This is a genomic window from Candidatus Nitrospira neuquenensis, assembly GCF_979578155.1.
Genome location: NZ_CEFZDU010000015.1, coordinates 33,540 through 53,537, shown reverse-complemented (window position 1 = coordinate 53,537; position 19,998 = coordinate 33,540). Strand labels below are relative to the sequence as shown.

Here is a 19,998-nt window from a genome sequence, read left to right as displayed (position 1 = left end):
GGAGAGGGGTCAATTTCACATGATGACAGGGGTCAATTTGGCATGATTACTGACAAGGCGTGGCCCGGCCGAGGGCCACACCACGCCGCGACCGATCCTTCGACAAGCTTGGGACAGGCTCTTCAGGAGGGAGCGGTCGGAGCAAGCAGCATGACAGCCGCCGGGGGCGGCTGGCGGGCTGCTTGCTCAAGGAGCAGGGGGAGGCCGCACGGTGGCCGAGCCTGCGACTACAGGCGTTCAAAATAGGTTCGAACTTGGGCCAAGAGGGGCCACCAATCTTTCCTCGCGCAACTGCCGTGCCAAGGATCCGCTCAGCGGTTGCGCGTTTCCGGCGATCACGAGCCGGCCTCCCCAGCCTCTTCACGGTTTCACGCCTGCCCGGGCCGCCGGCCGCAGCCGTTTAGCAGGATGCTGAACGGGTCCGCCAGCGGCGTGCTCGCGTCGCTCGGAGGCTCACCCGACGGCAAAGAGTACGCCTCTCCGCTCGCCGCCGGCCTGTCGGCAGACCGGCGGCCTTGGCCGGGACAACGGCGCGTCTTGGCGTGCCCGTGGCGAGCGGCTGAGAAGGGCCTTGTCGAGCATCCTGCGAGGTGTCCTGGCATCGTCGGTCACACCGTCTCCTCGGGCATTCCATGCGGCCCCAAACGGGTTTTCCGCAACCTAGCCCGCATGATTCATGAACGCTTCTGCGTCCTGTTTCAAATACGCCTCGGGTCTTCTCGGCTCCACGCGCCCGTCTCGCGACGCGACTCCACGGTTTCGCGACGAACCGTCATGAATCATGCGGGCTAGTAGGCCTCCTCGACCGCCATCTGACGCCCCGGTCCTCTCGTTACTCCCCCGCGCGTCGCGTCTCTTGCGTCGTCCCGCCTGAAGTTCTTGACTCCTTCGTAGGTGAATAATACAGTAGGGCACTTCATCTAGGTGTGGTTGGGCGGAGAGGGCGCCCATGGATTCGACCCGTCTCGCTCATGGTCGGAATGGCCGTCCGTGTTTCCCTGGACCGTGGGCACGGGCAGGCTGCCGCCGTCCACAGCCGGGTACCCGCCGGCTATGTCTCCACCGGTGTCCCCGTGACCGTCGGCATCGGCTCGGCCCCCACGCTCGATGAGTGGCGCGTACACGCCCACCACTGCCGTCGCGACCGGCCGGACGTGAGCGAGGTCAACGACTACCTCGCCTTCCTGGAGAATCCTATGCATCCGACGACTCACCTGATCGTGTCCTGGGTCGTGGCGCATCGGCTGCCGGAGCGCCGCGACCGCCGGCTGGTGACCTGGGCGGGCGTCGCTCCTGACCTGGACGGCCTGAGCCTGCTGGGCAGGGTCGAGAGCTACGGCACCTGGCATCACGTGCTCGGCCACGGCATCGTCGCGGCGCTCCTCGTGGCGGGCGTGACGGCGGCCTGGGCTCGGCATCGGCTGCGTGTGGCGACCCTGGCCCTTCTGACCTTCCACCTCCACCTCCTCTGCGACTTCGTCGGGAGCGGCGTGAGCTGGGGCATCGTCTACTGGTACCCCTTCAGCGACCGCGAATACCTCTCGCCCGTCCGCTGGGACCTGAACTCCTGGCAGAACGTGGCGGTGACGGTGGCGGCGCTCCTGGCGGCCGGGCGGATCGCGCTGGTCCATGGGCGGACCTTCGTTGAAGCGTTGGCGCCGGCCCGCTGGGACGAACGGGTCGCAGAGACGTTGCGACGGCGTCTGGGCCGGCGGACGTGACGGGCGCTCCGCTCGCGAGCGCCGGCCGGCGGCGGCGCCGACCGGTCACGGCCTGATCTGCTGGATCGGCGAGCCGTCCGGGACGATCTGCAGAGTCTTCAGAAACTCCACGATCTCCGCCTGCTCTTCCGGGGACAGGGCCGCGAACCGGTCCCGCGCCGCGCGTCCTTCCGCGCCGTGAGCCAGGATCGCCTCGGTGATCGTGCTCAGGTCTCCGCGGTGGCCGTAGGGGGCCGAGTTCCCCACGTCCCAGAGCTTCCTCGTGATGAACTGGTCCAGCGGGATGCCGGCCTGCACCACCTTCTCGTTGCAGTAGTGCGGGAGGTCGGCGTCGCAGATCCTGTGGCGTTTGAGGTCGGTGTAGGCGCGCACGACCGCGCGGCCGTCGCTCAGCTTGTCCAGTCGCGGCTTCTCGCCGGTCTTGGTCAGGTCGAAGCAGAAGGAGCGGGAGGTGTCGGAGAAGGTGCCCTTCGTGTTGAGGCCGTAGGGCTCGCAGAAGTCTGGACTGTCGAGCGGGAGCGCGGGGACGTGGCAGCCGGCGCAGCCGATCCCCGCGAAGCGCTCCTCGCCCCGTGCGATCGCCCGCCGGACGTCCGGGTCGGCGGGGAAGACCCGTCCGGGCGTGTTCAGCGCCGCCTGGAAGATCGTGGCCGCGGTGATGTCGCCGAGCGACAACTCGTCCTCCACCCCGTCCCGGTCGAAGTCCCTGGTGCCCGTCTCCGCCAGCCCGAAGCGCTCCACGGCCTGCATGCCGTGGTGGTGGTTCATGGCGTTGACCGTGAATTCCCGGATGGAGCGCACGGCGCCCTTCTGGTGGAAGGGCTTGACGATCAGGTCGGCGTCCACGCCCTCGACGGCCGAGGTGTCCAGGGTGCCGTCGGGCCGCGCGGTGATGGCGCCGAAGCTCACGCCCTTGGTCGTCAGCGGCAGGGTTTCGTTGTGATGGGTGGCGGCGGCCCGGAGCTTCGCCGCCGCGGCGATGGCGAGGAGGTCCCGCGTCATCTCGCGTCCGAGCAGCTCGATCGGCCCGGCCCCCATCATCCCCAGCGTGTTGCGTTCGTTGCTGAAGTCCCGCGCCACCGAAAGGGTGACGGGATCGAGGACCTGCGCGAGGACGAACACGTTGGCGACGAAGTCCCCCGCGCCGCCGGAGCGGGGCTGGATGTGGCAGCCGGCGCAGGCGTTGGCGTCGGGGGCGGAGGTGCGCAGCATGGCCAGCTCGGGGTCCGTCACCGGGGCGCGGGAGGTGGGCGTGCCGTTGCCGGTGGCTTCCGGGCGTCCCTGACCGTCCAGCTTGTTGAAGGGAGCGTCGAAGAGCCGCTTGCCCGCCGCGAAGATCTGGGCGAAGGTGAGCCGGCCGGCCACGATGTCGTCGTGGCTCAGATGGCCGGACAGGACCGGGCGGTCCCCGATGGGCTGCGTCAGATGCGGCTCGTGGGCGAGGGCGGCGAACACGAGAAACAGGCAGGCGATCGCGGCGATCAGCGCGGTGGCGAGCTTCATGGTCGGGCTCCTCTGCGCGGGGGGCGCCGCGGGCGACGCCCCCCGCCCGTCGTTGTGCCATGCTCCTTCGAGAGGGCGGTCAGAACGGCGTGTTGCTGTTCACGACGATGTCCTCGGCGATTGCGACCTAGTCGTGGGGGCGGGGCGAGGCCGGTGCCGCCGGCGTGCTCGCCTCGCTAGCCGGCTAGGGGGTGATCGTGATCCGTCCGGTCTTGAGCGGCGCGGGGCCGAAGACGAGGCCGAGGATCTCCATCTGGTGGGTGGCCACGCCCGCGCCGCCGGCGGTGTGGGTGGTGACGTAGTCAGCGTCGGTGAAGACCGCCTTCAGGATCTTGCCGGAGGAATCTCTCCCCACCACTTGGACCCTGGCCTTGCCGGAAAACGTGGCGCTCCCGTCGGGGTTGATCGTCAGCGATCCCGGGGTCACGCTGCCGTGGACCTGCATCTGGGTCACCTGGGCCCAGGGGCCGAAGGGGAAGCCGCCGGAGCGTCCCGCCATGACGCACTCGAAGCTGCCGCCTTCATCCGTGGCCCCGAAGCCCAGTTGGGAGGTCAGCCCCAGGTGGCCGTCCACGATGCCGCCGCCGACCGCCGAGGCGGCCCAGGCGGAGGGAAGACCGGCGGTCAGGGCCAGACAGAGCATGAGCGCGGCGAGGGGCAACGGGCGTGAAATAGGCATGGCAAACCTCCTTGGTCGGGCATGAAGAATGGTGTGGCCGCGCGGCTAGAGATACGGGATATGGGGCAAGGCCGGTAGGGCCATCTGCCCCCTCGACGAAAGAATGATGTCCCCACCACATCGGTCGGATGACTTCGGTGGGGCCGGTATCGAGGGGCGTCAGTCGTTCCGGCGGCGCAGGGTCGGCCGGCGGGACACGATGCCGGTGTAATGGGAGGCGGCCTCGGAGCGGCGGGTGACGTGCAGTTTCTGGAAAATGGTGCTCAGGTAGTTCCGCACGGTCTTGGGGCTGAGGCTCACGGCCGCGCCGATCTCCTTGTTGGTCTGGCCCTTGGCGACGAGTGCGAGGATGCGCCACTCCTGCGGCGTGAGGGGCGGCTCCGACGCGGCCGGCTCCGGCAGCGCGCTCTGCTGCGCCCGCTCGCGGACGCGCTCGCGGACGGCGGAGGCGATGATGGACTGGCCGCGGGCCACCATCTCGATGGAGCCGATCAGCACGTCCTCGCTGATCTCCTTCAGCAGGTAGCCGTCGCCGCCGGCGATGGCCGTCTCCATCACGGCCTCGTCGTCGAGGAAGGAGGAGAGGAAGACGACCCTCGTGCCCGGACTGGCCAGGCGGATCTCCCGACAGGCCGTCACTCCGCTGCCGTCGGGGAGGCTGATGTCCATCAGCACCACGTCGGGCCGAAGCCGGACGGCCTCCGGCACCGCGGCCTGCACGGTGCCGGCTTCGCCGACGACCGTGATGCCGCCGCTCCGGTCGAGGAGCATGCGCAGGCCCCGGCGGACGATCTCGTGGTCATCCACCAGGAGCACGCGGATCGGCTCGTCCCTACCCGTGGCCACAGCCGCCTCCGGGCGGGAGGACCAGCGAGATGCGGGTTCCGCCCCCGGACGAAGAGCTGATCTCCAGCCGGGCGCCGAGCTTGGCCGCACGGGCCTGCATGTTGCGCAGGCCCTGGCCGCGCTCCTGACTGGCGGTCCGGTCGAATCCCACGCCGTCGTCCCGCACTTCCAGCCGGATGCCGTCGCCGTCCCGTTGCAGGGACACGAGGCCGCAAGAGGCGCGGGAGTGCCGCAGGCTGTTGCTCATGGCTTCCCGCACGATGTGCAGCAGGTGCTGTCCCTGCTCGGCGGTCACGCGGGCGGCGGCCCGCTCCTCGATCTCCGAGGTGAACCGGAGTCCCGGCGTCCCGTTCATGGTCTTGAGCAATCTGGCCAGGCCGGTGCGGAAGTCCGTCGCGGCGGTCCGCTTCGGCGTCAAGCCGGGCAGGTAGGACCGGACGTCGCGGATCACCCCGTTCAGGTCGGCCACGACGGCGTCGAGCATGGCCTGGGCCCGCTGAGGGGCTTCGACCACCAGGCGCCGGCTCTCCACCAGGGTGAGTCCGATGGCGTAGATGGATTGGATGATGCCGTCGTGCAGGTCGCGGGCCAGCCGCTCGCGCTCCTCGCCGATGCGGCGCAGCTCGCGCTCGCGCCGGCGCAGCGAGGCCTCGGCGAGCTTGCGTTGGGTGATGTCGCGGATGATGCCGGTGAAGAACAACCGTCCGCCCGCGGTCCAGGTCCCGAGGGACAGCTCGATCGGGAATTCCCGGCCGTCCTTCCGCAGGCCGGAGAGGTCGAGGATCCTGCCGATGACGCGGGAGGCGCCGGTCTCGTGCAGGCGCGCGAGCCCCTCCTCGTGCGGCCGCCGGTAGCGCTCCGGCATCAGGCGTGTGAGGGGCCGGCCGAGGATCTCGTCCTCCTTGTACCCGAACATCCGCTCCGCGCCGGGATTCCAGCAGATGATGTTGCCGTCGCCGTCCGCGAGGACGACGGCGTCGATGGCGGAGAGCAGGACGGAGCGGAAGCGCAGATCGGTTTCCCGCAGGGCGGTCTCCTCCCGCTTCCGTTCCGTGATGTCGCTGAACCGGAGAAGGAGCCGGGTCTGGCCGACGGCGTCCTCCAGCCGCCGGCTCCCGCACTCGGCCAGGAACAGGCTGCCGTCCAGCCGTCGCAGGTAGCGTTCCGTCCGCCTGGATGCCGGTCCGCCGCCCGCGTCGGCCTCCCTCGGCTCCTCCGCCTCGGGCGCGGCCAGGAGGTCGTGCATGGGACGGCCGAGCATCTCCCGGGGGGTGCCGCCGAGCAGCCGCGCGCCGGCGGGGTTGATGTAGAGGCAGCAGCGGTCTGCGTCCAAGAGGAGAAGCCCATGGTCCACGGCGTCCGGCACGAGACGGTCGGCGCGGGCCTCGGATACCGCTTCCTCAAGCCGTGCGGTGAGGCGTCGCCGCGCCCGCCGGCCGGCGAGCCAGACGAGAATCAGAAGGACCGTCAGGCCGGCCGACGCCGCCAGCGCGGGGATCGCGCCGGCCGGCGCGGCTGGTTCGAAGATCGGCTGCAAGCTGCCCGTCATGGATTCGTCCGCGGGCTGAGGGGCCTGGACGACCGAGCGTGGGCTGTCGGGGAGGACGGTGGCGCCCGGGCGTCGATGGTCGAATACACCAACTTAGAGAGACGTACGCAGATCTACAACGCCTCAAAGTTGGGGGCTGGCTTGGAGGGGGCCGGTCCCCACGCCGCGCGGCCGGGGCCGCGGCGCGTGCCGAGCCGAGAAGGAAGGCGGGGATGCGACCGGTCAGCGGGAGGGCTTGGCCGGCTGGGAGGGGTGCGCGGCCTCGTTCCACTCCTCCTCGGTCAGCAGGCCCTTCTTGATCAGGAGATCGATCAGGGTGTGCAGGGCGTCGGCGGCTCTCCGTCCCGGGTCCGGCGCGGCCGTGCCGCGGATGCGGAAGGAGGGCGTCCAGAGGGCGACATAATCGCTGTTGCGGAGGCGGATCGTCAGGGCGTCGCTCTCGCCGTAGGGGGGGAGGGCGGGACCGGGCACGCGGTAGTAGGGCTTGCCGTCCTTCGTCTCGCCGTCCCGGCCGATCGCCTCGACCCGATCGAGGGTGCTTTTGCCCCCGACGTCGGTCACGTGGTCCAGGACCAGTACCAGACTGCCGGCCTCGATGCCGGTGGCCATGTGGTTGCGGACGCGGACGTCGAAGGTGTACTCGTTGGCGAAATTGTCGTGCTCCTTGAGGGTCACGACCGCGGTGGCCCGGCCGGTGAGGTCGGGGAGCTCGTCCACCGGGGGACCGGCGAGGGCCGGGCTCATGCCCCAACCCACGGCGAGGGACAGGACCGCCGCGCCCCTCCGCATGCCGCTTCCTCCGGTGCGCGTGCGGTCCCGGGCGTCGCGCGTCATGGCTGCAGCCGCGCCCGGACCATGTCGCTTGCCAGGCGGCCGTCCACCGCCCGGCCCGCGAAGGCGGCCATGACCTGTTTCATCACCGCGCCCAGGTCCTTGAGCGAACTGGCGCCGGCGGCCTGCACGGCTCGCTCGACCGCCGCGCGGACCTCCTCCGCGGAGGGGACGCCGGGCAGATAGCCCTCGAGGATCGTGATCTCCCGCAATTCCCGCTCGGCGAGGTCGGTGCGGTTGGCGCGCCGGTACTGCTCGGCCGCTTCCCGCCGCTGCGTGAGGAGGGCGGTCATGACACGGCTCATCTCCGCGTCGTCGAGTTGTTTCTTGAGCTCCAACTCCTTGTTCAGGATCGCCGCCTTGATCATGCGGATCACGTCCATGCGGAGCTGGTCCCTGGCCTTCATGGCGGTCTTCAGGTCGTCGGACAGGCGGTCGTGGAGCGACATGGCGTCTCCTCTCGGCGGCAGGGAAGGTGGGGGAGCGTCCAGCTTAGACAGCGGCGAACGCGCGAGTCAAGGGCCGCGCCGGCGCGTCGGCACGGTGCCGGAGGGCCGAGGATCGCGATGGTTTTCGGTCCTGCACTGGGGTAGGATACGTCCACGGGCGACGACAACCGGCGGACGGCGTGGAGCGCAGAGGCATGGCTCGGCTGAAGGGAGTGATCGTGGCCGCCGCACTGGCCTGCGCGGTGGCCGGCTGCGGCGGGCGGGCCTCGGAGGACGGTCCTTCGGCCATGGTACGGAGCAGCGTCGCCTCCACCGCGCGCGTCCCCGCCCACCTGGCCAGGCTCGCGGTGCTCTATCCGCGCACGTCCGACCGGGACATGGCGGCGGCCTACCAGCGCTTGGCCGGCGCGACCTTTCAGTTGAAAGCCCAGCGTCGGTCGCTGCAGATCGTGGAGCGGGCCGACCTCCAGGCCATCCTCGACGAGCAGGGGTTGCAGGCCGGCGGGACGGTGTCCGACCAGACGGCGGTCCACGTCGGACGGATGTTGGGTGTGGACGGGGTGGTGCTCTATCGGATCGACGGGCCGAACTTACGGGATCGGGTCTTCGCCAAATATTCCGGGGACCTGCCGCCGTTCCTCCTCACCAGCAAGGTCATCCTGGTCGAGAGCGCGGAGGTGGTCTATCATAACGTGGTGGTGACGCCGGTCGCGGGGCTCGACGCGGGGCACGGTTCCGCCTTCGCCGAGTCCCGCATCCAGCCCCTGGTCAGGGCCGCCCTGGACCGGGGGATCGACCGCACCGCGGCCGACTTGGCGCGCGCCTTTCAGTCGTCATGGTGATCGGGCAGGAGTCACGAACCGAGAAGGAGGATGGTGATGCGCAGCGGCCGGGTGTGGAAGGGACGGAGCGTGGGGGGCGGGCTGGCGGCGGTCTTTGCCGCGACCTGGGGGATGTTCGGAATCGTCGGCTGCGCCTCGGAGCCCAAGGAGCCCCCGCCGCGCTCCGTCGACCAAATCAGGGGCGACTCGGACCGCTTCTTCGACCGTGCTCTGAAGCAAGAGGAGCGTGAGCGGAGCAAGGGACCGGCCGCCCCCGCCGACCCGCCCGTGTCCCAGGGCGGCCGCTAACGCCGCCGGTCTCCGACGTCGAGCGCGTCTCCGAGGGGCTTGATGAGGGGCATCTCGCGCAGGAGGCTCCGGTGGGAAATCGGCTCGACGGGCCGGTGTTCCCTCAGTGTTCGGAGCAGCGCCGCCGAGACGACGAGGCGGAGCAGGCCGGACGTGAAGAAGACCAGCGGCAGGTTGGATGCGAAGCGAAGCTCCGCGCCGGCCAGCGAGACGGCCGCGGGCAGCCGTGAGGCGAGCCAGCCTCCCGCGAGGGCTCCCAGGAGCCATCCCGCCGCGTTGGCGGAATTCCAGAGGGCGATGCCCTTCGCCCGGTCCTCCGGCGCCACCGCGTCGAAGACGTAGTTCTGCAGCCCCAGCAGCAATCCCGCCCAGACCACGCCGCCCATGAAGTTGACGGCGACCAGGAACGCATAGTCGGTGCCCAGGAGGTAGAGCATCGGCAGGAAGGGGACGAGGCCGGCCGTCGCCACGAGCAGCTTCTTGTTGCCGTACCGGTCGCTGATGCGCCCCCAGGGGGGCAGGGCGGCGAACTGGCCGACCGCGCCGGCGGCCACCCATCCCGAGTACTGCAGGTAGGAGAGGTGCAGGTCCCTGAGCAGGTAGATCACGAAGAAGGGCCCGGCGATCAGGACCGCGAAGTACATCAGGCCGGAAAAGAGCAGAAACCGGCGGAAGTCCGCACTGCCCGCCCGGCGGAGGAACTCGACGACGCGGATCTCCGACTCGCGGGACGCGGGGAGCGCCGCCTCGTCGAGGCGGGCGAACAGGCCGGCCGAGGCCGCGCGGGCGGCGGCCGCGATCAGGAAGATCGCGGCGAAACCGGCCCAGGGGACGTCCCGGGCCTTGGCCCAGTGGAGCGCCAGCCCCGCGCCGCCGATGGCGCAGAAGCTCACGACCGACATCACCCGCGCCTGTCTGGCGAAGTAGGCTCCGCGCCCATCCGCGCCGACCAGGTCGGTCAGCAGCCGGGAAAGCGCCGGCACGCCGGCCTGGCCGATCGTCGTGTACAGGAGGGCGCAGACGATCAGCAGCCAGGGGCCGACCGATGGAAAGGTCAGGGGCAGGAGGAGCAGGAGCAGCCAGGCCGCGGCCTGGCCGCGCGTGGCGGTCAGGATGAGCTGGTGGGGGCGCGGGCGTCGCGCCAGGATCTTGGCGGAGAGGACCTGAGCCCAGATGCCGGCGACCTGGGGGAGGGCCGAGAGCAGCCCGACCTGGAGGGGCGTGGCGTGGAGCAGGAGGGCGAAGGCGGAGAGGTAACTCTCCCCGGCGCCCTGCGAGACGGCCTGCAGCGCCCCGTCACGGATACCGTAGCGGCGGCCGCGCTCGTGCTGGTCTTCCGCGGTCGAGGCGCCGCCGTCCTGCGATGTCGACACTGGTTCCGCTCCGGTCCTTCCTTGACGCTGCGGTCGCATTATAGCATCGAAGCGGCCTGGTTGAATTGGGCCGGACCTTGGAGTAGGCTGTCGGCAGCGGCGGCACGGCCGAAGGGCCCTGTCGCGTCAGCCGGGAGGTGAGCGATGCGCCACCGCACCGAACATTGCGCCGGGCGCCCCGGGGACCTGGGCGTCGTGATCCTGTTGGCCGCAGCCCTCTGCCTGCCGGTCGTCGCTGGGCCGTCTCTCGCCAAGGAGTTGCTGGCGCCGAAAGAGCAGAGCGTCACCGAGTTCGAGCCGTTCAAGGCCCCCTCCTTCGACGAGCAGCGCCGGGGCGTGCCGCAGGCGATCTTCGTCTGGATCAAGGCGGCCAAGGGCTATGAGGTCGAATGGGACAGCTTCGGGCGGAAGGGCTGGTATACCCAGGACCCGCGGCTCAAGCCGGTCGAGCCGACGACGGTGTTCCCGCTGGACGTCCCCGCCGTCTACATCGTTTTCGAAGTGGCGCCCCTGGAGGATCCGGCGCAGTTCAGCGCCCAGTGGTTCCTGGAGGACCAGCAGGGCAACATCTCCGACAAGCCCGTGGGGCGGGACACGCTGGAGGTCCCGGGCCACGAGCGGTACGGCTTCCTGGAGCTCAAGAGGCCCGCGGACGGTTGGAAGCCCGGAGCCTACCAGGTGCACCTCTACATCACGCCCCTGGGCCAGCAGCCGTTCCATGCGGTGAACCGGGTGGGCACCATGCGGTTCCACATCACGGACCAGGCGGCGCCGGCCGGCACGGCCGTGCAGAAGTAGCTTCCCGCCCGCCGGGCCGCCTCCCGATCATCCGACGGAGGACCCATGCCGATCTATGAATATGTCGCGGACCAGTGCCGGCGGACGCCCCCCTGCTCCCGGCGGAGGGAATACCTGCAGGCCATGGCCGAGCCGGCCCTGACCGCCTGCCGGGACTGCGGTGCGCCGATCCGGCGGGTCATGTCCGCGTTCGCCGCCAGGTCCGGCGCGGTCGGCGTCTCCTCGCCGGACCCGACGCCGTTGAACATCACGGGCATCCCGGCCCCCTCGACCATGCCGGGGTCCGAGGGCGGCGGCTGCGGCCACGACCACGGACATTGAGGAGTCGCGGACATGCAGGAGACCGATCCCGAGAAGCTGAAGCTGCTCTATGAGCGTTTTCGCGATGTCTGCCTGGTGGAGAAGGAGGTCTGGTACGAGATCTTCATGCCGCGGGACGTCCAGAAGGGCGCGGTCCTCACGAACGTCCAGGACCGCTACGAGGTGATCATCGAGGACCAAGACCTCGTGGAGGTGTTGGAGGCGAACATCCCGCTCGGGGCCCGGGCGCTGGGGGCGGTGATCGAGGAGCGGAAGGACCGGATCAGGTTTGTCAAGAAGACCTGATTGATCGGGGATGCGCCCTCCGGCCGCCGCCGGCGGCCGGAGGGCGTTCGGATGGGATGGGTCAGAGCCGCTCAAGCGCGGCGATCCTCACCTCGATCGGCGGGTGCGTCGCGAAGAGGTGCAGGAAGCCGCTCGACTTGCCGGAAATCTTCATCGTCGCCAGGGCGTCCTGCGTGGAGTATTCCATCTGGGCCCGATTGACCCACCGATCAATGGCCCGCAGCGCACCGATCATCGCCTCCCGCCCGTAGACCTTGGCCGCAAAGGCGTCCGCCGCGAACTCCCGCCGGCGGGAGAACCAGGCGATCGGAATCATGGCCAGGAACGAGAGCAGCGTCTGGAGGAGGAAGTACACGGCGAAGGCCATGGCCTCGCTCCGCTCGGCGAGCTGCCGGTACACCCACCGGCTGATGAAATACACGAAGGTGTTCATCAGGCCGGCGAGGACGGTCGTGGTGAACATGTCTCCGTTGTAGACGTGGCCCATCTCATGCGCGAGCACCGCCCGCACCTCCTGCTCGTTCAGGTTGTTCAGGAGCCCGGTCGAGACGGCGACCATCGAGTTGTTCTTGGACGGGCCGGTCGCGAAGGCGTTGGGGTCCGGCGAGTCGTAGACCCAGACCTCCGGCATGGTGATGCGCAGGCGCTGGGCGATCTCCTGCACGGCTCCGTAGATCACCTGCTCGGCGTGCGTTCGGGGCTGGACGATCTGGTAGCAGTCCAGCCAAGAGCGGGCCAGTTGCTTGGAGAAGGCCAGGCTGATGAAGGCCCCGCCGAATCCGATGACCATCGCCCAGACTAAATCCTGTTGATTCACCGCCCCGCGCACGTCGATGCCGACGGCCGGGAGGACGACGTTCACCAGGACATGGAAGGTGAGGGAGAGGGTGACGAAGATCAGGACGTTGGCAACGAGCAATAGCACGATGCCCTTCAACCACTTCATGGAGGTCCTCCTTGGCAGCTCGGTCGTTCGGCTCGGGATCCGGTGCTCGCTCCCGCGGAGCCGGTGGCGTCATTATACAGACGGCCGGGCGCAAAATCACGGGATGGCTGGTCGTGGAATATGAGCGGGAAAAAGATAACGCGCCGGCCGCGCCGGTCAAGGCCGGGCGCGCCGCGCCGGGCGGCGGATTGACGGGTCGGGGCCCATCTGCTAGAAGGGCGTGCGTGGCGCGCACTCTTCTCAGACGCGGAGCGGGGGCGCTGGTGCTGGCGGCGCTCACGGCCTGGGCGGACGCCCGCGCCGCCGATCCCGCACCGCAGCCGGCCTCGGCCGGCCCCATCCAGCGCGTGACGGTCCTCCTCGACAACTATTCCTTCAATCCGGACCGCGTGGTCGTCCAGGTCGGCGTGCCGGTGGAGCTCACGCTGGCCAGCGTGACCACCTTCACGCCGCACAACTTCGTCCTCAAGGAGCCGTCGGCCGGCCTCGTGTTCGAGCAGGAGGTCGGCGCCGGCGCGACGGTGGTCCTGCGGTTCATCCCCGCCAAGGCCGGGACGTACCCCTTCTACTGCGACAAGCAACTGCTCTTCTTCAAGAGCCACAGGGAGCGGGGTATGGCAGGCCGGCTGGAAGTCCGCGAGTGAGCGGCGCGCCGACCGAAGAGCGCCTGCGGGCCCGGTTGCTCGGCGACCTCCTCCGCCGCGTTTCGCGATCCTTTTACCTGACGCTCGCCGTCGTGCCGGCCCCGGTGCGGGATCAGATCGGCCTGGCCTATCTCTTCGCCCGAGCCGCCGACACGATCGCCGACACGGACCTGATCGAGCCCTCCCGCCGGCTCGACCTGCTGCGCCGCTTCCGCGCGCAGTTCGATTGCCCGAGCGCGGACCGGGACGCGCTCCGCGCCATCCAGGCCGCGTTGATCCCCGGCCGGGCGGACTCCTCCGAGCGCGCGCTGCTGGAGCGGCTGGAGGACTGTTTCCACCTGGCCGAGCGGCTGACCCGCGCCGACCGCGACCGCATCGCCCGCGTGCTGCGCACCCTGACCCAGGGCATGGAGATGGACCTCACGCGGTTCGTTCCGGACCGGCCCGGCGGCCTCGCGGCGCTGGAGACCGAAGAGGACCTCGATCGCTACACCTATTACGTGGCGGGCTGCGTGGGAGAATTCTGGACGGAGATGACCTGCGCGCACCTGCCGGCGCTCGCGCAGTGGGACGTGCCCGTCATGGCGGCGGAGGGAGTGCGGTTTGGCAAGGGGTTGCAGCTCACGAACGTACTCAAGGACGTGGCCAAGGACCTCGCGCGGGGACGCTGCTACCTCCCCAAGAGCCTCTTGAAGGAGGCGGGGCTGGCGCCGGCCGACCTGCTCCGGAGGGAATCGCTGCCGGCGCTGAGGCCGGTGCTGAACCGGCTGATCGCCGCGGCCGTGGGGCACTTGGACCGGGGCTGGCTCTACACGATGGCGATCCCCCGTCGCGAAGTGCGGCTGCGCCTGGCCTGCATGTGGCCGATCCTCATCGGTGGGCGCACCCTCGAGCGGATCTCCGGCTCGCCGGACCTGCTCGACCCTCGCGCCGCAGTGAAGATTCCGAAGGGGCAGGTCTACCGCATCATGGCGATGACGACGCTCACCGGCGGCTGCGGGCTGGTGGGCACGGCCTACTGGGGGCGCATCCGGAAGGCGGTGGGGGCGGTGTCGGCCCTCTAGCCCGGCTTCTTCGGCTCGATCAGCTTGTTCCCCTTGCGGAAGACCGCGTAGATCGCCTGGGAGGGACAGGCGTCCAGGCAGAGCCGGCAGGTCTCCAGGCAGCGGGACGCATCGAACTTGAACGGCGGGGTGGAGAGCCAGGCTCCGGTGGGACAGACGGGGATGCAGACGCCGTTGTGCGTGCAGCGGTCGGGATGGCGGACCAGGTAGTCTCTGACGACCATCATCGGTGTGACCCCCTCAAACAGGGCGGATGAGAACATTTCCAACATGTTCATGGCGGGATGTTCCAGCGATCACTTCCAGCCGTCCACCAGGCGACGCAGGCGGTCCTTGAGCTCCGGGATCTGCTCCAGGTTGTTCTCGATCGCGCCCAGGATCTTCTCCAGCCGCGCGGCCCGCAGCGCCTCCTTGTCCCGACGCACCAACCGGTCGTACTCCGCGAAGGCCTCGGCGTGCCGCGACTCCAGGAGCGGACGCGCGACGTCGAGGCCCTCCGTCAGCTCCCAGGGTTCCGGCGCCAGTGGCGGCGCGACCGCGAAGGAGCCGTCGTCGAACACCAGGACCGCCGAACCGGCCTTGGTGCGCATCGGCGCGGCGGCCGCGAGGGTCTTGCCGGTCGCCTGGTCCCAGGCCGCCAGCAGGCCGGGAAAGCGCTTCATGAAGGCGACCTTCTCCAGGTTGGCCTTCCATTTCTCCTCGACCGCCATGGTGCGCCCCCTCTCCAGGCCGATGCGTCAGGTCCCGGACCGCGCTCCGCCGGCCTTGCGCGGCGGCTCGTGGCCCGGCATGAGGAGTCGCTCGACGATCTCCCCCCGGACGACGTGCCGCTCCATGATCTCGGTCACGTCCGCCTCGCTGCCGACCCAGTACCAGACGCCTTCGGGATAGATGACCACGCTCGGGCCGTACTCGCAGTGGTCGAGGCAGCCGGCCTTGTTCGCGCGGACCGTGCCCTTGAGTCCCAGCCGCTCGACTTCCTTCTTGAAGAAGGCCTGCAGGCGCTCCGAGCCCTGGTTCGCGCAGCAGCCGCGCGGGTCGTCCTTGGGACGCTGGTTAATGCAGACGAAGATATGGTGCGTGTAGGTGGACACGAAGGTCAGCGCGGGGATGCGGCGGACTCGGCGCGGGCCTGGACCCGACCGAGCAGAGCGGCGACCTCGGCGGGGTCGAGGAGACGGCACGCCTCCCGGCTTCCCTCCAGGATCGCTCGGATCTCGCGCAGTCGCAGTTGCGCGCGCTGGACTTGGTCGGCCGCTTCCAGCACCGAGGGTTGGGCCGAGGCCAGCTTGTCGAATTCCCCCAGGATGTCCCGGAAGTCGCGTTGCAGGTTCTTGTGCATCGAGCAGCTTTCGCAGTACCACTTGGGGCTCTGGTCCGCCGAGGGAGAGAGCCGGTCGTACGCGCGGCCGAAAAAATCCTTGCCGAGCGAGAGCTTCATCAGGGGCCCGCGGTCCGTGCCGCAGGCGTCGCACCGGATGACGGAGCCGGCCTGACCACTGTCCATCGCATCCTCCCTCCGCACGGAGGGCCGATCTTACACCAGGAGTTCGCCGACTGTCCACCGGGCCGCGTCGCGTCGGAGCCTCCAGGAGAGACGGCGCGGGGAAGGGTATAATGGCCCGTTCGCACGCGGGCCGCCGCCGGGGCGAGCGCAAGGGAGGCGCCATGGTCATCGGAGTACCGAAGGAGATCAAGGACCAGGAGTATCGCGTCAGCCTGACGCCGGAAGGCGTGCAGGTTCTGGTCGCGGCCGGCCACCGGGTGCTGGTCGAAACGGGAGCGGGCGAGGGGAGTGGGTTCGCCGACGACGATTATCGCCGGGCCGGCGCGCAGGCCGCCTGCTCGAAGGAACAGGTCTTCAAGGAGGCGGAGCTGATCGTCAAGGTCAAGGAGCCGGGCCTGGCCGAGGTGGGGCTGCTGCGCCCCGGCCAGACCCTCTTCACCTACCTGCACCTGGCCGTGTCCGCCGAGCTGACCCGCGCGCTGCTGGACTCCGGGGTCACCGCGATCGCCTACGAGACCGTGGAGGTGGGCGACGGCACGCTGCCGATGCTCTGGCCGATGAGCGAGATCGCCGGCCGCATGGCGGTGCAGGTCGGCGCGCGGTATCTCGAACGGTCCGAGGGCGGCGGGGGGCTGCTGCTGGGCGGCGTGCCCGGCGTGCCGCCCGCGAACGTGGTCATCCTCGGGGCCGGCACGGTGGGAAGCGCGGCGGCCAGGATCGCCGTCGGTATGGGCGCCCAGGTCACGGTCTTCAGCCTGGACCTCAAGCCGCTGCGGCACCTCGATTACCTCTACCACGGCCGCGTCAAGACGCTGGCGGCCAATCAGGCCTGGATCGATCGCGAGGTCGAGCAGGCCGACCTCGCGATCGGGGCGGTCTACGTCCACGGGGCTCGGGCGCCGCGGCTCGTGTCCCGCTCTGTGGTCTCGCGCATGACGCCCGGCTCCGTGATCGTGGATGTGTGCGTGGATCAGGGCGGCTGCTTCGAGACGACGCGGCCGACCACGCACTCGAACCCCGTGTACCGCGAGGAGAGCGTCATCCACTATTGCGTGGCGAATATGCCGGGGATCGTCCCGCGGACGGCCACTTTGGCCTTGACCAACGCGACGCTACCCTTTATAGTCCGCCTTGCTTCAGCGGGCGTGCAGCAGGCCATCCGATCCGATCCCGCCCTGGCGAAGGGGGTCAACATCGAGAAGGGCAAGGTTACCTGCCGCGGCGTCGCGGAGGCGCACGGCTTGCCGTGGTGCCCGCTGACATGACGGTGGCCCGAGGGGTCGGGGCGTAGCGCAGCCCGGTAGCGCACCGCGTTCGGGACGCGGGTGTCGGAGGTTCAAATCCTCTCGCCCCGACCATTCCACGCTAGCCCGGTCCGACGCGCTGCTCTATGCGGGGCGCGTCGGAGAAGCACTTCCAGCGTTTTGTCTCTCTCCATCCCAATATTCCCATGGCCACATCGTCTCCGGTCCCACTCATTGTGACCGTTCCGAGGTGATGCCGTGGGCGCCGACGCGACACCGTCAACGCCGCTCGCGAGGGTGCTGGTTGTGGTAGGGGGCAGGGTGCAGGGGGTCGGCTATCGCGCCTTCGCCCAGGCCGCGGCGCTGCGGCTCGGGCTGCACGGCGGGGTCCGGAACCTGGAGGACGGTCGCGTCGAGGTGGAGGCGGAGGGCCCGCGGCCGGTCCTGGAACAATTCCTCGATCAATTGAGAGCCGGCCCGCCGGCGGCGCGGGTGGACGGTCTGGAGCTTCGATGGGAGCCCGCCGCCGGTCGACTCGTCGGGTTCCGCATCCGCTATTGACCGGGCGCACGGCACAACGGGGGATCGCCATGGCCATGGATTACAAGTCGCTGATCCGCGAGGTGCCCGACTTTCCCAAGAAGGGCATCCTGTTCTACGACATCACGACCCTGCTGAAACGGGCGGACGCCTTCCGGACGATCGTCGGGGACCTGACCGAGCGGTACCAGGGCCGGCAGGTCACCAAGGTCGTCGGCATCGAATCCCGGGGCTTCATCCTCGGAGGGCCGCTCGCGTGCAATCTGGACGCGGGGTTCGTGCCGGTGCGCAAGCCCGGGAAGCTTCCTGCCGATATCTATGAGGTCAAGTACAACCTGGAGTACGGCTCCAATTCCCTGGCGATCCACCGGGACGCCATCGGGATGGGGGAGCGCGTGTTGATCGTGGACGATCTGCTCGCCACGGGAGGCACGGCCGCCGCGACGGTGGACCTCGTCCGCAAGCTGGGCGGCGAGATTGTCGGCGTGGCGTTCCTCGTGGAGCTCCTGGGGCTGAACGGGCGCGCCAGGCTGGACGGGTGCGACGTCCATGCCGTGGTGACCTATCCGTGAGGGAGGCGTCCACCGCGCCGATCGCGCCCCTTTGAGGGCTTGTCAATGGGGGGATGCCGTGTTATGAATACCGCTCCCTTTTCCTGAGCGGAGTCACCGAGCACGGGAGAACCGGATGCCGGACAAGGCCAAAGCCAAGAAAAAACCGACGACGGAATCCAGGAGCACCGCCGGGGCGGCCACCGCGAAACGGGAGGCGGACAACCGGAGAGAGGCGCTGCACCGGCTTCTGACGGAGAAGCGCCGCGAGTTGCTGAAGGAGATCGGCGGCGTGCTGGGCCAATCCTTGACGGACGACCAGCAGCGGCGGCTGGAGTCCGCCATGGACGTGGGCGACCAGGCCCTCGCGGACCTGGAGCGCGAGCTCGGCATCTCGCTGCTGGAGATGCGGAACCGGAAGCGCCAGATGATCGACGAGGCGCTGTCACGGCTGGCCGACGGCACCTACGGCATCTGCGCGGAGTGCGGCGTGGAGATCAGCGAGAAGCGGCTCGCGGCCGTTCCCTTCGCCAAGCTCTGCGTCGAGTGCCAGTCCCGCCAGGAGCTGCTCGAAAAAATCGAACGCGAGGAGGAGCGGGACTAGCCCGGCCGGTCCCGCCGTCGGCGTTCCGCGCGGGGCCAGTCCCGGAAGGTCGCGCGGGGAGTGGCGATGAAGGCCGTGGTGCTGGCCAGCGGAGGGCTCGACTCTTCCGTCGCCGCCGCGGTCGCCCGGCGTGACGGCGGCCTCGTCCACTGGCTGACCATCTCCTACGGGCAGCGCCACGCGGTCGAGGTCGCGCGCGCGAAGCGGTTGGCCGTCGCCATGGGAGCGGCCGGCCACCTCGTCCTCGATCTGGACCTGCGCCGGATCGGCGGCTCCGCCCTCACGGCGGACCTGCCGGTCCCCAAGGACCGCGCCCCGGCCGATCGCGCGGCGGGGATTCCCGTCACCTACGTCCCGGCCCGCAACACGATCTTCCTGGCCCTGGCGCTGGCCTACGCCGAGACGCTCGGGGCGGAGGCGATCTACATCGGGGCCAACGTCGTGGATTACTCCGGCTATCCCGACTGCCGTCCCGAGTTCCTGCGGGCGTTCGAGGAGGCGGCCAGGCTCGGGACCAGGGCGGGAGCCGCAGGCGCCCGGATCGAGGTCCGCGCGCCGCTGCTCCGCCTGGCCAAGGCGGAGATCATCGCCCTCGGCGCCTCGCTCGGCGTGCCCTTCGAGCTGACCCACAGTTGCTACGAGCCGACGGCCGACGGCGCCGCCTGCGGGCGGTGCGACAGTTGCCTGATCCGCCTGGAGGGGTTCCGCGGGGCCGGCCTGACGGACCCGGTGCGCTACGTCGCGACGGCGGCGGGAGGATGACCGTGTCGCCCGAAGAATTCTTCATGTACCTGACCATTGGCCTGATCGTCGTCATCCCCGTGTCCGTGCGCCTGTACCGGTACGCGACGGCCAGGCGGACGACGCGGATGCTGCGCGAGCAATTCGGCCGGGCGGAGGGGCGGGACCAGGACCCCGCGCCGGCCCCGGAGAAACGGAGGTGAGCCGCATGTCCAGCCAATCGTTGACGCGCGCCCTGCGCGCCGTGGTCTGCGCGACCGCCCTGAGCGCGGCCGCCGCGCCGGCCGGGCTGCTCTCGGCGGGGAGTCCGCCGGCCAAGCCGGAGAAGGGCGGGGTGCCGCCCGAGTACCGGACGGGGGAGGCGAGGTTCAACGCCCTCTGCGCCCGGTGTCACGGCCCGCAGGCCCGGGGCACGGGGCAGGGGCCGCCCCTCGTGGACAAGATCTACGAGCCCAGCCACCACGGCGACCCCGCCTTTTTCATGGCGGCGGCCAACGGCGTCCGGGCGCATCACTGGAAGTTCGGGGACATGCCCAAGATCGAGGGCGCGACCCGGGAGGACGTCGAGCAGATCGTCAAGTACGTGCGCTGGCTGCAGCGGCAGGCCGGGATCATGTGACGGCGGCGCCGCGGGGGCGGTTGACAGCCGGCGCCCGGACGCCTAAGCTACGA

The 19,998-nt window shown here is 69.9% G+C and carries 27 protein-coding genes and 1 tRNA gene; 16 read left to right on the top strand and 12 right to left on the bottom strand.

The genetic code is table 11. From position 1 onward, the window contains the following. Positions 1-980 precede the first annotated feature (980 nt). Positions 981-1,721 (top strand): metal-dependent hydrolase, encoded by a 741-nt coding sequence (locus AC1U7O_RS07835; protein ID WP_479894161.1) that lies wholly within the window; start codon positions 981-983, stop codon positions 1,719-1,721. Between the two features lie 45 nt (positions 1,722-1,766). On the opposite strand, the gene AC1U7O_RS07830 is transcribed toward AC1U7O_RS07835, so the two are convergent. From AC1U7O_RS07830 to AC1U7O_RS07805, 6 genes are all read right to left on the bottom strand, one after another. Beyond that, entirely contained in the window at positions 1,767-3,224 is a 1,458-nt protein-coding gene (locus AC1U7O_RS07830) for a di-heme oxidoredictase family protein (protein WP_479894160.1), read from the bottom strand. Positions 3,225-3,408: 184 nt separating this feature from the next. Then, the gene (locus tag AC1U7O_RS07825) at positions 3,409-3,903 is read right to left on the bottom strand and encodes a hypothetical protein (RefSeq protein ID WP_479894159.1); all 495 of its coding nucleotides are present in this window, start codon (positions 3,901-3,903) and stop codon (positions 3,409-3,411) included. Between the two features lie 159 nt (positions 3,904-4,062). Beyond that, positions 4,063-4,749, bottom strand: a complete 687-nt coding sequence (locus tag AC1U7O_RS07820; RefSeq protein ID WP_479894158.1) for a response regulator transcription factor — start codon at positions 4,747-4,749, stop codon at positions 4,063-4,065. Beyond that, complete coding sequence (locus AC1U7O_RS07815; protein WP_479894157.1) at positions 4,736-6,298, bottom strand: PAS domain-containing sensor histidine kinase; 1,563 nt, start codon at positions 6,296-6,298, stop codon at positions 4,736-4,738. Before AC1U7O_RS07815 ends, AC1U7O_RS07820 begins: the two co-directional genes overlap by 14 nt. 222 nt (positions 6,299-6,520) lie before the next feature. Further along, entirely contained in the window at positions 6,521-7,087 is a 567-nt protein-coding gene (locus tag AC1U7O_RS07810; RefSeq protein ID WP_479894156.1) for a hypothetical protein, read from the bottom strand. Positions 7,088-7,128: 41 nt separating this feature from the next. Beyond that, the gene (locus AC1U7O_RS07805) at positions 7,129-7,578 is read right to left on the bottom strand and encodes a GatB/YqeY domain-containing protein (RefSeq protein ID WP_479894155.1); all 450 of its coding nucleotides are present in this window, start codon (positions 7,576-7,578) and stop codon (positions 7,129-7,131) included. 194 nt (positions 7,579-7,772) lie between these two features. Between AC1U7O_RS07805 and AC1U7O_RS07800 the strand changes: the two genes are divergently transcribed. Further along, positions 7,773-8,420 carry a hypothetical protein gene (locus tag AC1U7O_RS07800; RefSeq protein WP_479894154.1) on the top strand — a complete coding sequence of 216 codons (648 nt, stop codon included), beginning with the start codon at positions 7,773-7,775 and terminating at the stop codon, positions 8,418-8,420. Positions 8,421-8,456: 36 nt separating this feature from the next. Beyond that, entirely contained in the window at positions 8,457-8,708 is a 252-nt protein-coding gene (locus tag AC1U7O_RS07795; protein ID WP_479894153.1) for a hypothetical protein, read from the top strand. On the opposite strand, the gene AC1U7O_RS07790 is transcribed toward AC1U7O_RS07795, so the two are convergent. Continuing rightward, positions 8,705-10,081 (bottom strand): MFS transporter, encoded by a 1,377-nt coding sequence (locus tag AC1U7O_RS07790; RefSeq protein ID WP_479894152.1) that lies wholly within the window; start codon positions 10,079-10,081, stop codon positions 8,705-8,707. The genes AC1U7O_RS07795 and AC1U7O_RS07790 overlap by 4 nt on opposite strands. 144 nt (positions 10,082-10,225) lie before the next feature. Between AC1U7O_RS07790 and AC1U7O_RS07785 the strand changes: the two genes are divergently transcribed. From AC1U7O_RS07785 to AC1U7O_RS07775, 3 genes are read left to right on the top strand one after another with little or no spacing between them, the layout of a single operon-like run. After that, a complete protein-coding gene (locus AC1U7O_RS07785; RefSeq protein WP_479894151.1) occupies positions 10,226-10,879 on the top strand; it encodes a hypothetical protein in 654 nt (217 codons plus the stop codon). A 45-nt stretch (positions 10,880-10,924) separates the two neighbouring features. Then, positions 10,925-11,200, top strand: a complete 276-nt coding sequence (locus tag AC1U7O_RS07780; RefSeq protein WP_479894150.1) for an FmdB family zinc ribbon protein — start codon at positions 10,925-10,927, stop codon at positions 11,198-11,200. A gap of 12 nt (positions 11,201-11,212) precedes the next feature. Beyond that, positions 11,213-11,485 (top strand): hypothetical protein, encoded by a 273-nt coding sequence (locus tag AC1U7O_RS07775; protein WP_479894149.1) that lies wholly within the window; start codon positions 11,213-11,215, stop codon positions 11,483-11,485. Positions 11,486-11,546: 61 nt separating this feature from the next. Here AC1U7O_RS07775 and htpX read toward each other — a convergent pair whose 3' ends face one another. Next, positions 11,547-12,431 (bottom strand): protease HtpX, encoded by an 885-nt coding sequence (gene htpX / locus AC1U7O_RS07770; protein WP_479894148.1) that lies wholly within the window; start codon positions 12,429-12,431, stop codon positions 11,547-11,549. A 224-nt stretch (positions 12,432-12,655) separates the two neighbouring features. Here htpX and AC1U7O_RS07765 point away from each other — a divergent pair, with 224 nt between their 5' ends. Next, on the top strand, positions 12,656-13,075 hold the full coding sequence (locus AC1U7O_RS07765) for a cupredoxin domain-containing protein (protein ID WP_479894147.1): 420 nt from the start codon (positions 12,656-12,658) through the stop codon (positions 13,073-13,075). Continuing rightward, a complete protein-coding gene (locus AC1U7O_RS07760) occupies positions 13,072-14,139 on the top strand; it encodes a phytoene/squalene synthase family protein (protein WP_479894146.1) in 1,068 nt (355 codons plus the stop codon). The genes AC1U7O_RS07765 and AC1U7O_RS07760 overlap by 4 nt, the downstream gene beginning before the upstream one ends. Here the strand turns inward: AC1U7O_RS07760 and AC1U7O_RS07755 are convergent. The 4 genes from AC1U7O_RS07755 to AC1U7O_RS07740 all read right to left on the bottom strand — a co-directional run bounded on the left by AC1U7O_RS07755 (position 14,136) and on the right by AC1U7O_RS07740 (position 15,646). Continuing rightward, the gene (locus AC1U7O_RS07755) at positions 14,136-14,366 is read right to left on the bottom strand and encodes an ATP-binding protein (protein ID WP_479894145.1); all 231 of its coding nucleotides are present in this window, start codon (positions 14,364-14,366) and stop codon (positions 14,136-14,138) included. The two genes, AC1U7O_RS07760 and AC1U7O_RS07755, sit on opposite strands and share 4 nt — an antisense overlap. A 69-nt stretch (positions 14,367-14,435) precedes the next feature. After that, positions 14,436-14,849, bottom strand: coding sequence for a hypothetical protein (locus AC1U7O_RS07750; RefSeq protein WP_479894144.1), 414 nt, complete (start codon positions 14,847-14,849; stop codon positions 14,436-14,438). 27 nt (positions 14,850-14,876) lie between these two features. Further along, a complete protein-coding gene (locus AC1U7O_RS07745) occupies positions 14,877-15,233 on the bottom strand; it encodes a (2Fe-2S) ferredoxin domain-containing protein (protein ID WP_479894143.1) in 357 nt (118 codons plus the stop codon). 5 nt (positions 15,234-15,238) lie between these two features. Further along, on the bottom strand, positions 15,239-15,646 hold the full coding sequence (locus tag AC1U7O_RS07740; RefSeq protein WP_479894142.1) for a hypothetical protein: 408 nt from the start codon (positions 15,644-15,646) through the stop codon (positions 15,239-15,241). A 161-nt stretch (positions 15,647-15,807) separates the two neighbouring features. Between AC1U7O_RS07740 and ald the strand changes: the two genes are divergently transcribed. The 8 genes from ald to AC1U7O_RS07700 all read left to right on the top strand — a co-directional run bounded on the left by ald (position 15,808) and on the right by AC1U7O_RS07700 (position 19,945). After that, positions 15,808-16,911, top strand: coding sequence for an alanine dehydrogenase (gene ald, locus AC1U7O_RS07735; protein WP_479894163.1), 1,104 nt, complete (start codon positions 15,808-15,810; stop codon positions 16,909-16,911). Positions 16,912-16,927: 16 nt separating this feature from the next. Continuing rightward, positions 16,928-17,004 (top strand) — tRNA-Pro (locus AC1U7O_RS07730). Between the two features lie 144 nt (positions 17,005-17,148). Next, positions 17,149-17,451 carry an acylphosphatase gene (locus AC1U7O_RS07725; RefSeq protein ID WP_479894141.1) on the top strand — a complete coding sequence of 101 codons (303 nt, stop codon included), beginning with the start codon at positions 17,149-17,151 and terminating at the stop codon, positions 17,449-17,451. Between the two features lie 35 nt (positions 17,452-17,486). Then, complete coding sequence (locus AC1U7O_RS07720; protein WP_479894162.1) at positions 17,487-18,002, top strand: adenine phosphoribosyltransferase; 516 nt, start codon at positions 17,487-17,489, stop codon at positions 18,000-18,002. Positions 18,003-18,117: 115 nt separating this feature from the next. Continuing rightward, positions 18,118-18,585 carry a TraR/DksA family transcriptional regulator gene (locus tag AC1U7O_RS07715; protein WP_479894140.1) on the top strand — a complete coding sequence of 156 codons (468 nt, stop codon included), beginning with the start codon at positions 18,118-18,120 and terminating at the stop codon, positions 18,583-18,585. Between the two features lie 66 nt (positions 18,586-18,651). Next, on the top strand, positions 18,652-19,347 hold the full coding sequence (queC, locus tag AC1U7O_RS07710; protein WP_479894139.1) for a 7-cyano-7-deazaguanine synthase QueC: 696 nt from the start codon (positions 18,652-18,654) through the stop codon (positions 19,345-19,347). Positions 19,348-19,349: 2 nt separating this feature from the next. Then, positions 19,350-19,529, top strand: a complete 180-nt coding sequence (locus tag AC1U7O_RS07705) for a hypothetical protein (protein WP_479894138.1) — start codon at positions 19,350-19,352, stop codon at positions 19,527-19,529. A gap of 5 nt (positions 19,530-19,534) precedes the next feature. Further along, positions 19,535-19,945, top strand: a complete 411-nt coding sequence (locus AC1U7O_RS07700) for a c-type cytochrome (RefSeq protein WP_479894137.1) — start codon at positions 19,535-19,537, stop codon at positions 19,943-19,945. Positions 19,946-19,998: the final 53 nt, after the last annotated feature.

What these genes read in the sequence shown, in the direction of transcription:
- AC1U7O_RS07835 (WP_479894161.1), top strand. Translation starts at nt 981, where the DNA reads ATGGCCGTCCGTGTTTCCCTGGACCGTGGGCACGGGCAGGCTGCCGCC.
- AC1U7O_RS07830 (WP_479894160.1), bottom strand. Translation starts at nt 3,224, where the DNA reads ATGAAGCTCGCCACCGCGCTGATCGCCGCGATCGCCTGCCTGTTTCTC.
- AC1U7O_RS07825 (WP_479894159.1), bottom strand. Translation starts at nt 3,903, where the DNA reads ATGCCTATTTCACGCCCGTTGCCCCTCGCCGCGCTCATGCTCTGTCTG.
- AC1U7O_RS07815 (WP_479894157.1), bottom strand. Translation starts at nt 6,298, where the DNA reads ATGACGGGCAGCTTGCAGCCGATCTTCGAACCAGCCGCGCCGGCCGGC.
- AC1U7O_RS07810 (WP_479894156.1), bottom strand. Translation starts at nt 7,087, where the DNA reads ATGCGGAGGGGCGCGGCGGTCCTGTCCCTCGCCGTGGGTTGGGGCATG.
- AC1U7O_RS07805 (WP_479894155.1), bottom strand. Translation starts at nt 7,578, where the DNA reads ATGTCGCTCCACGACCGCCTGTCCGACGACCTGAAGACCGCCATGAAG.
- AC1U7O_RS07800 (WP_479894154.1), top strand. Translation starts at nt 7,773, where the DNA reads ATGGCTCGGCTGAAGGGAGTGATCGTGGCCGCCGCACTGGCCTGCGCG.
- AC1U7O_RS07795 (WP_479894153.1), top strand. Translation starts at nt 8,457, where the DNA reads ATGCGCAGCGGCCGGGTGTGGAAGGGACGGAGCGTGGGGGGCGGGCTG.
- AC1U7O_RS07785 (WP_479894151.1), top strand. Translation starts at nt 10,226, where the DNA reads ATGCGCCACCGCACCGAACATTGCGCCGGGCGCCCCGGGGACCTGGGC.
- AC1U7O_RS07780 (WP_479894150.1), top strand. Translation starts at nt 10,925, where the DNA reads ATGCCGATCTATGAATATGTCGCGGACCAGTGCCGGCGGACGCCCCCC.
- AC1U7O_RS07775 (WP_479894149.1), top strand. Translation starts at nt 11,213, where the DNA reads ATGCAGGAGACCGATCCCGAGAAGCTGAAGCTGCTCTATGAGCGTTTT.
- htpX (WP_479894148.1), bottom strand. Translation starts at nt 12,431, where the DNA reads ATGAAGTGGTTGAAGGGCATCGTGCTATTGCTCGTTGCCAACGTCCTG.
- AC1U7O_RS07755 (WP_479894145.1), bottom strand. Translation starts at nt 14,366, where the DNA reads ATGATGGTCGTCAGAGACTACCTGGTCCGCCATCCCGACCGCTGCACG.
- AC1U7O_RS07750 (WP_479894144.1), bottom strand. Translation starts at nt 14,849, where the DNA reads ATGGCGGTCGAGGAGAAATGGAAGGCCAACCTGGAGAAGGTCGCCTTC.
- AC1U7O_RS07740 (WP_479894142.1), bottom strand. Translation starts at nt 15,646, where the DNA reads ATGGACAGTGGTCAGGCCGGCTCCGTCATCCGGTGCGACGCCTGCGGC.
- ald (WP_479894163.1), top strand. Translation starts at nt 15,808, where the DNA reads ATGGTCATCGGAGTACCGAAGGAGATCAAGGACCAGGAGTATCGCGTC.
- AC1U7O_RS07720 (WP_479894162.1), top strand. Translation starts at nt 17,487, where the DNA reads ATGGATTACAAGTCGCTGATCCGCGAGGTGCCCGACTTTCCCAAGAAG.
- AC1U7O_RS07715 (WP_479894140.1), top strand. Translation starts at nt 18,118, where the DNA reads ATGCCGGACAAGGCCAAAGCCAAGAAAAAACCGACGACGGAATCCAGG.
- queC (WP_479894139.1), top strand. Translation starts at nt 18,652, where the DNA reads ATGAAGGCCGTGGTGCTGGCCAGCGGAGGGCTCGACTCTTCCGTCGCC.
- AC1U7O_RS07700 (WP_479894137.1), top strand. Translation starts at nt 19,535, where the DNA reads ATGTCCAGCCAATCGTTGACGCGCGCCCTGCGCGCCGTGGTCTGCGCG.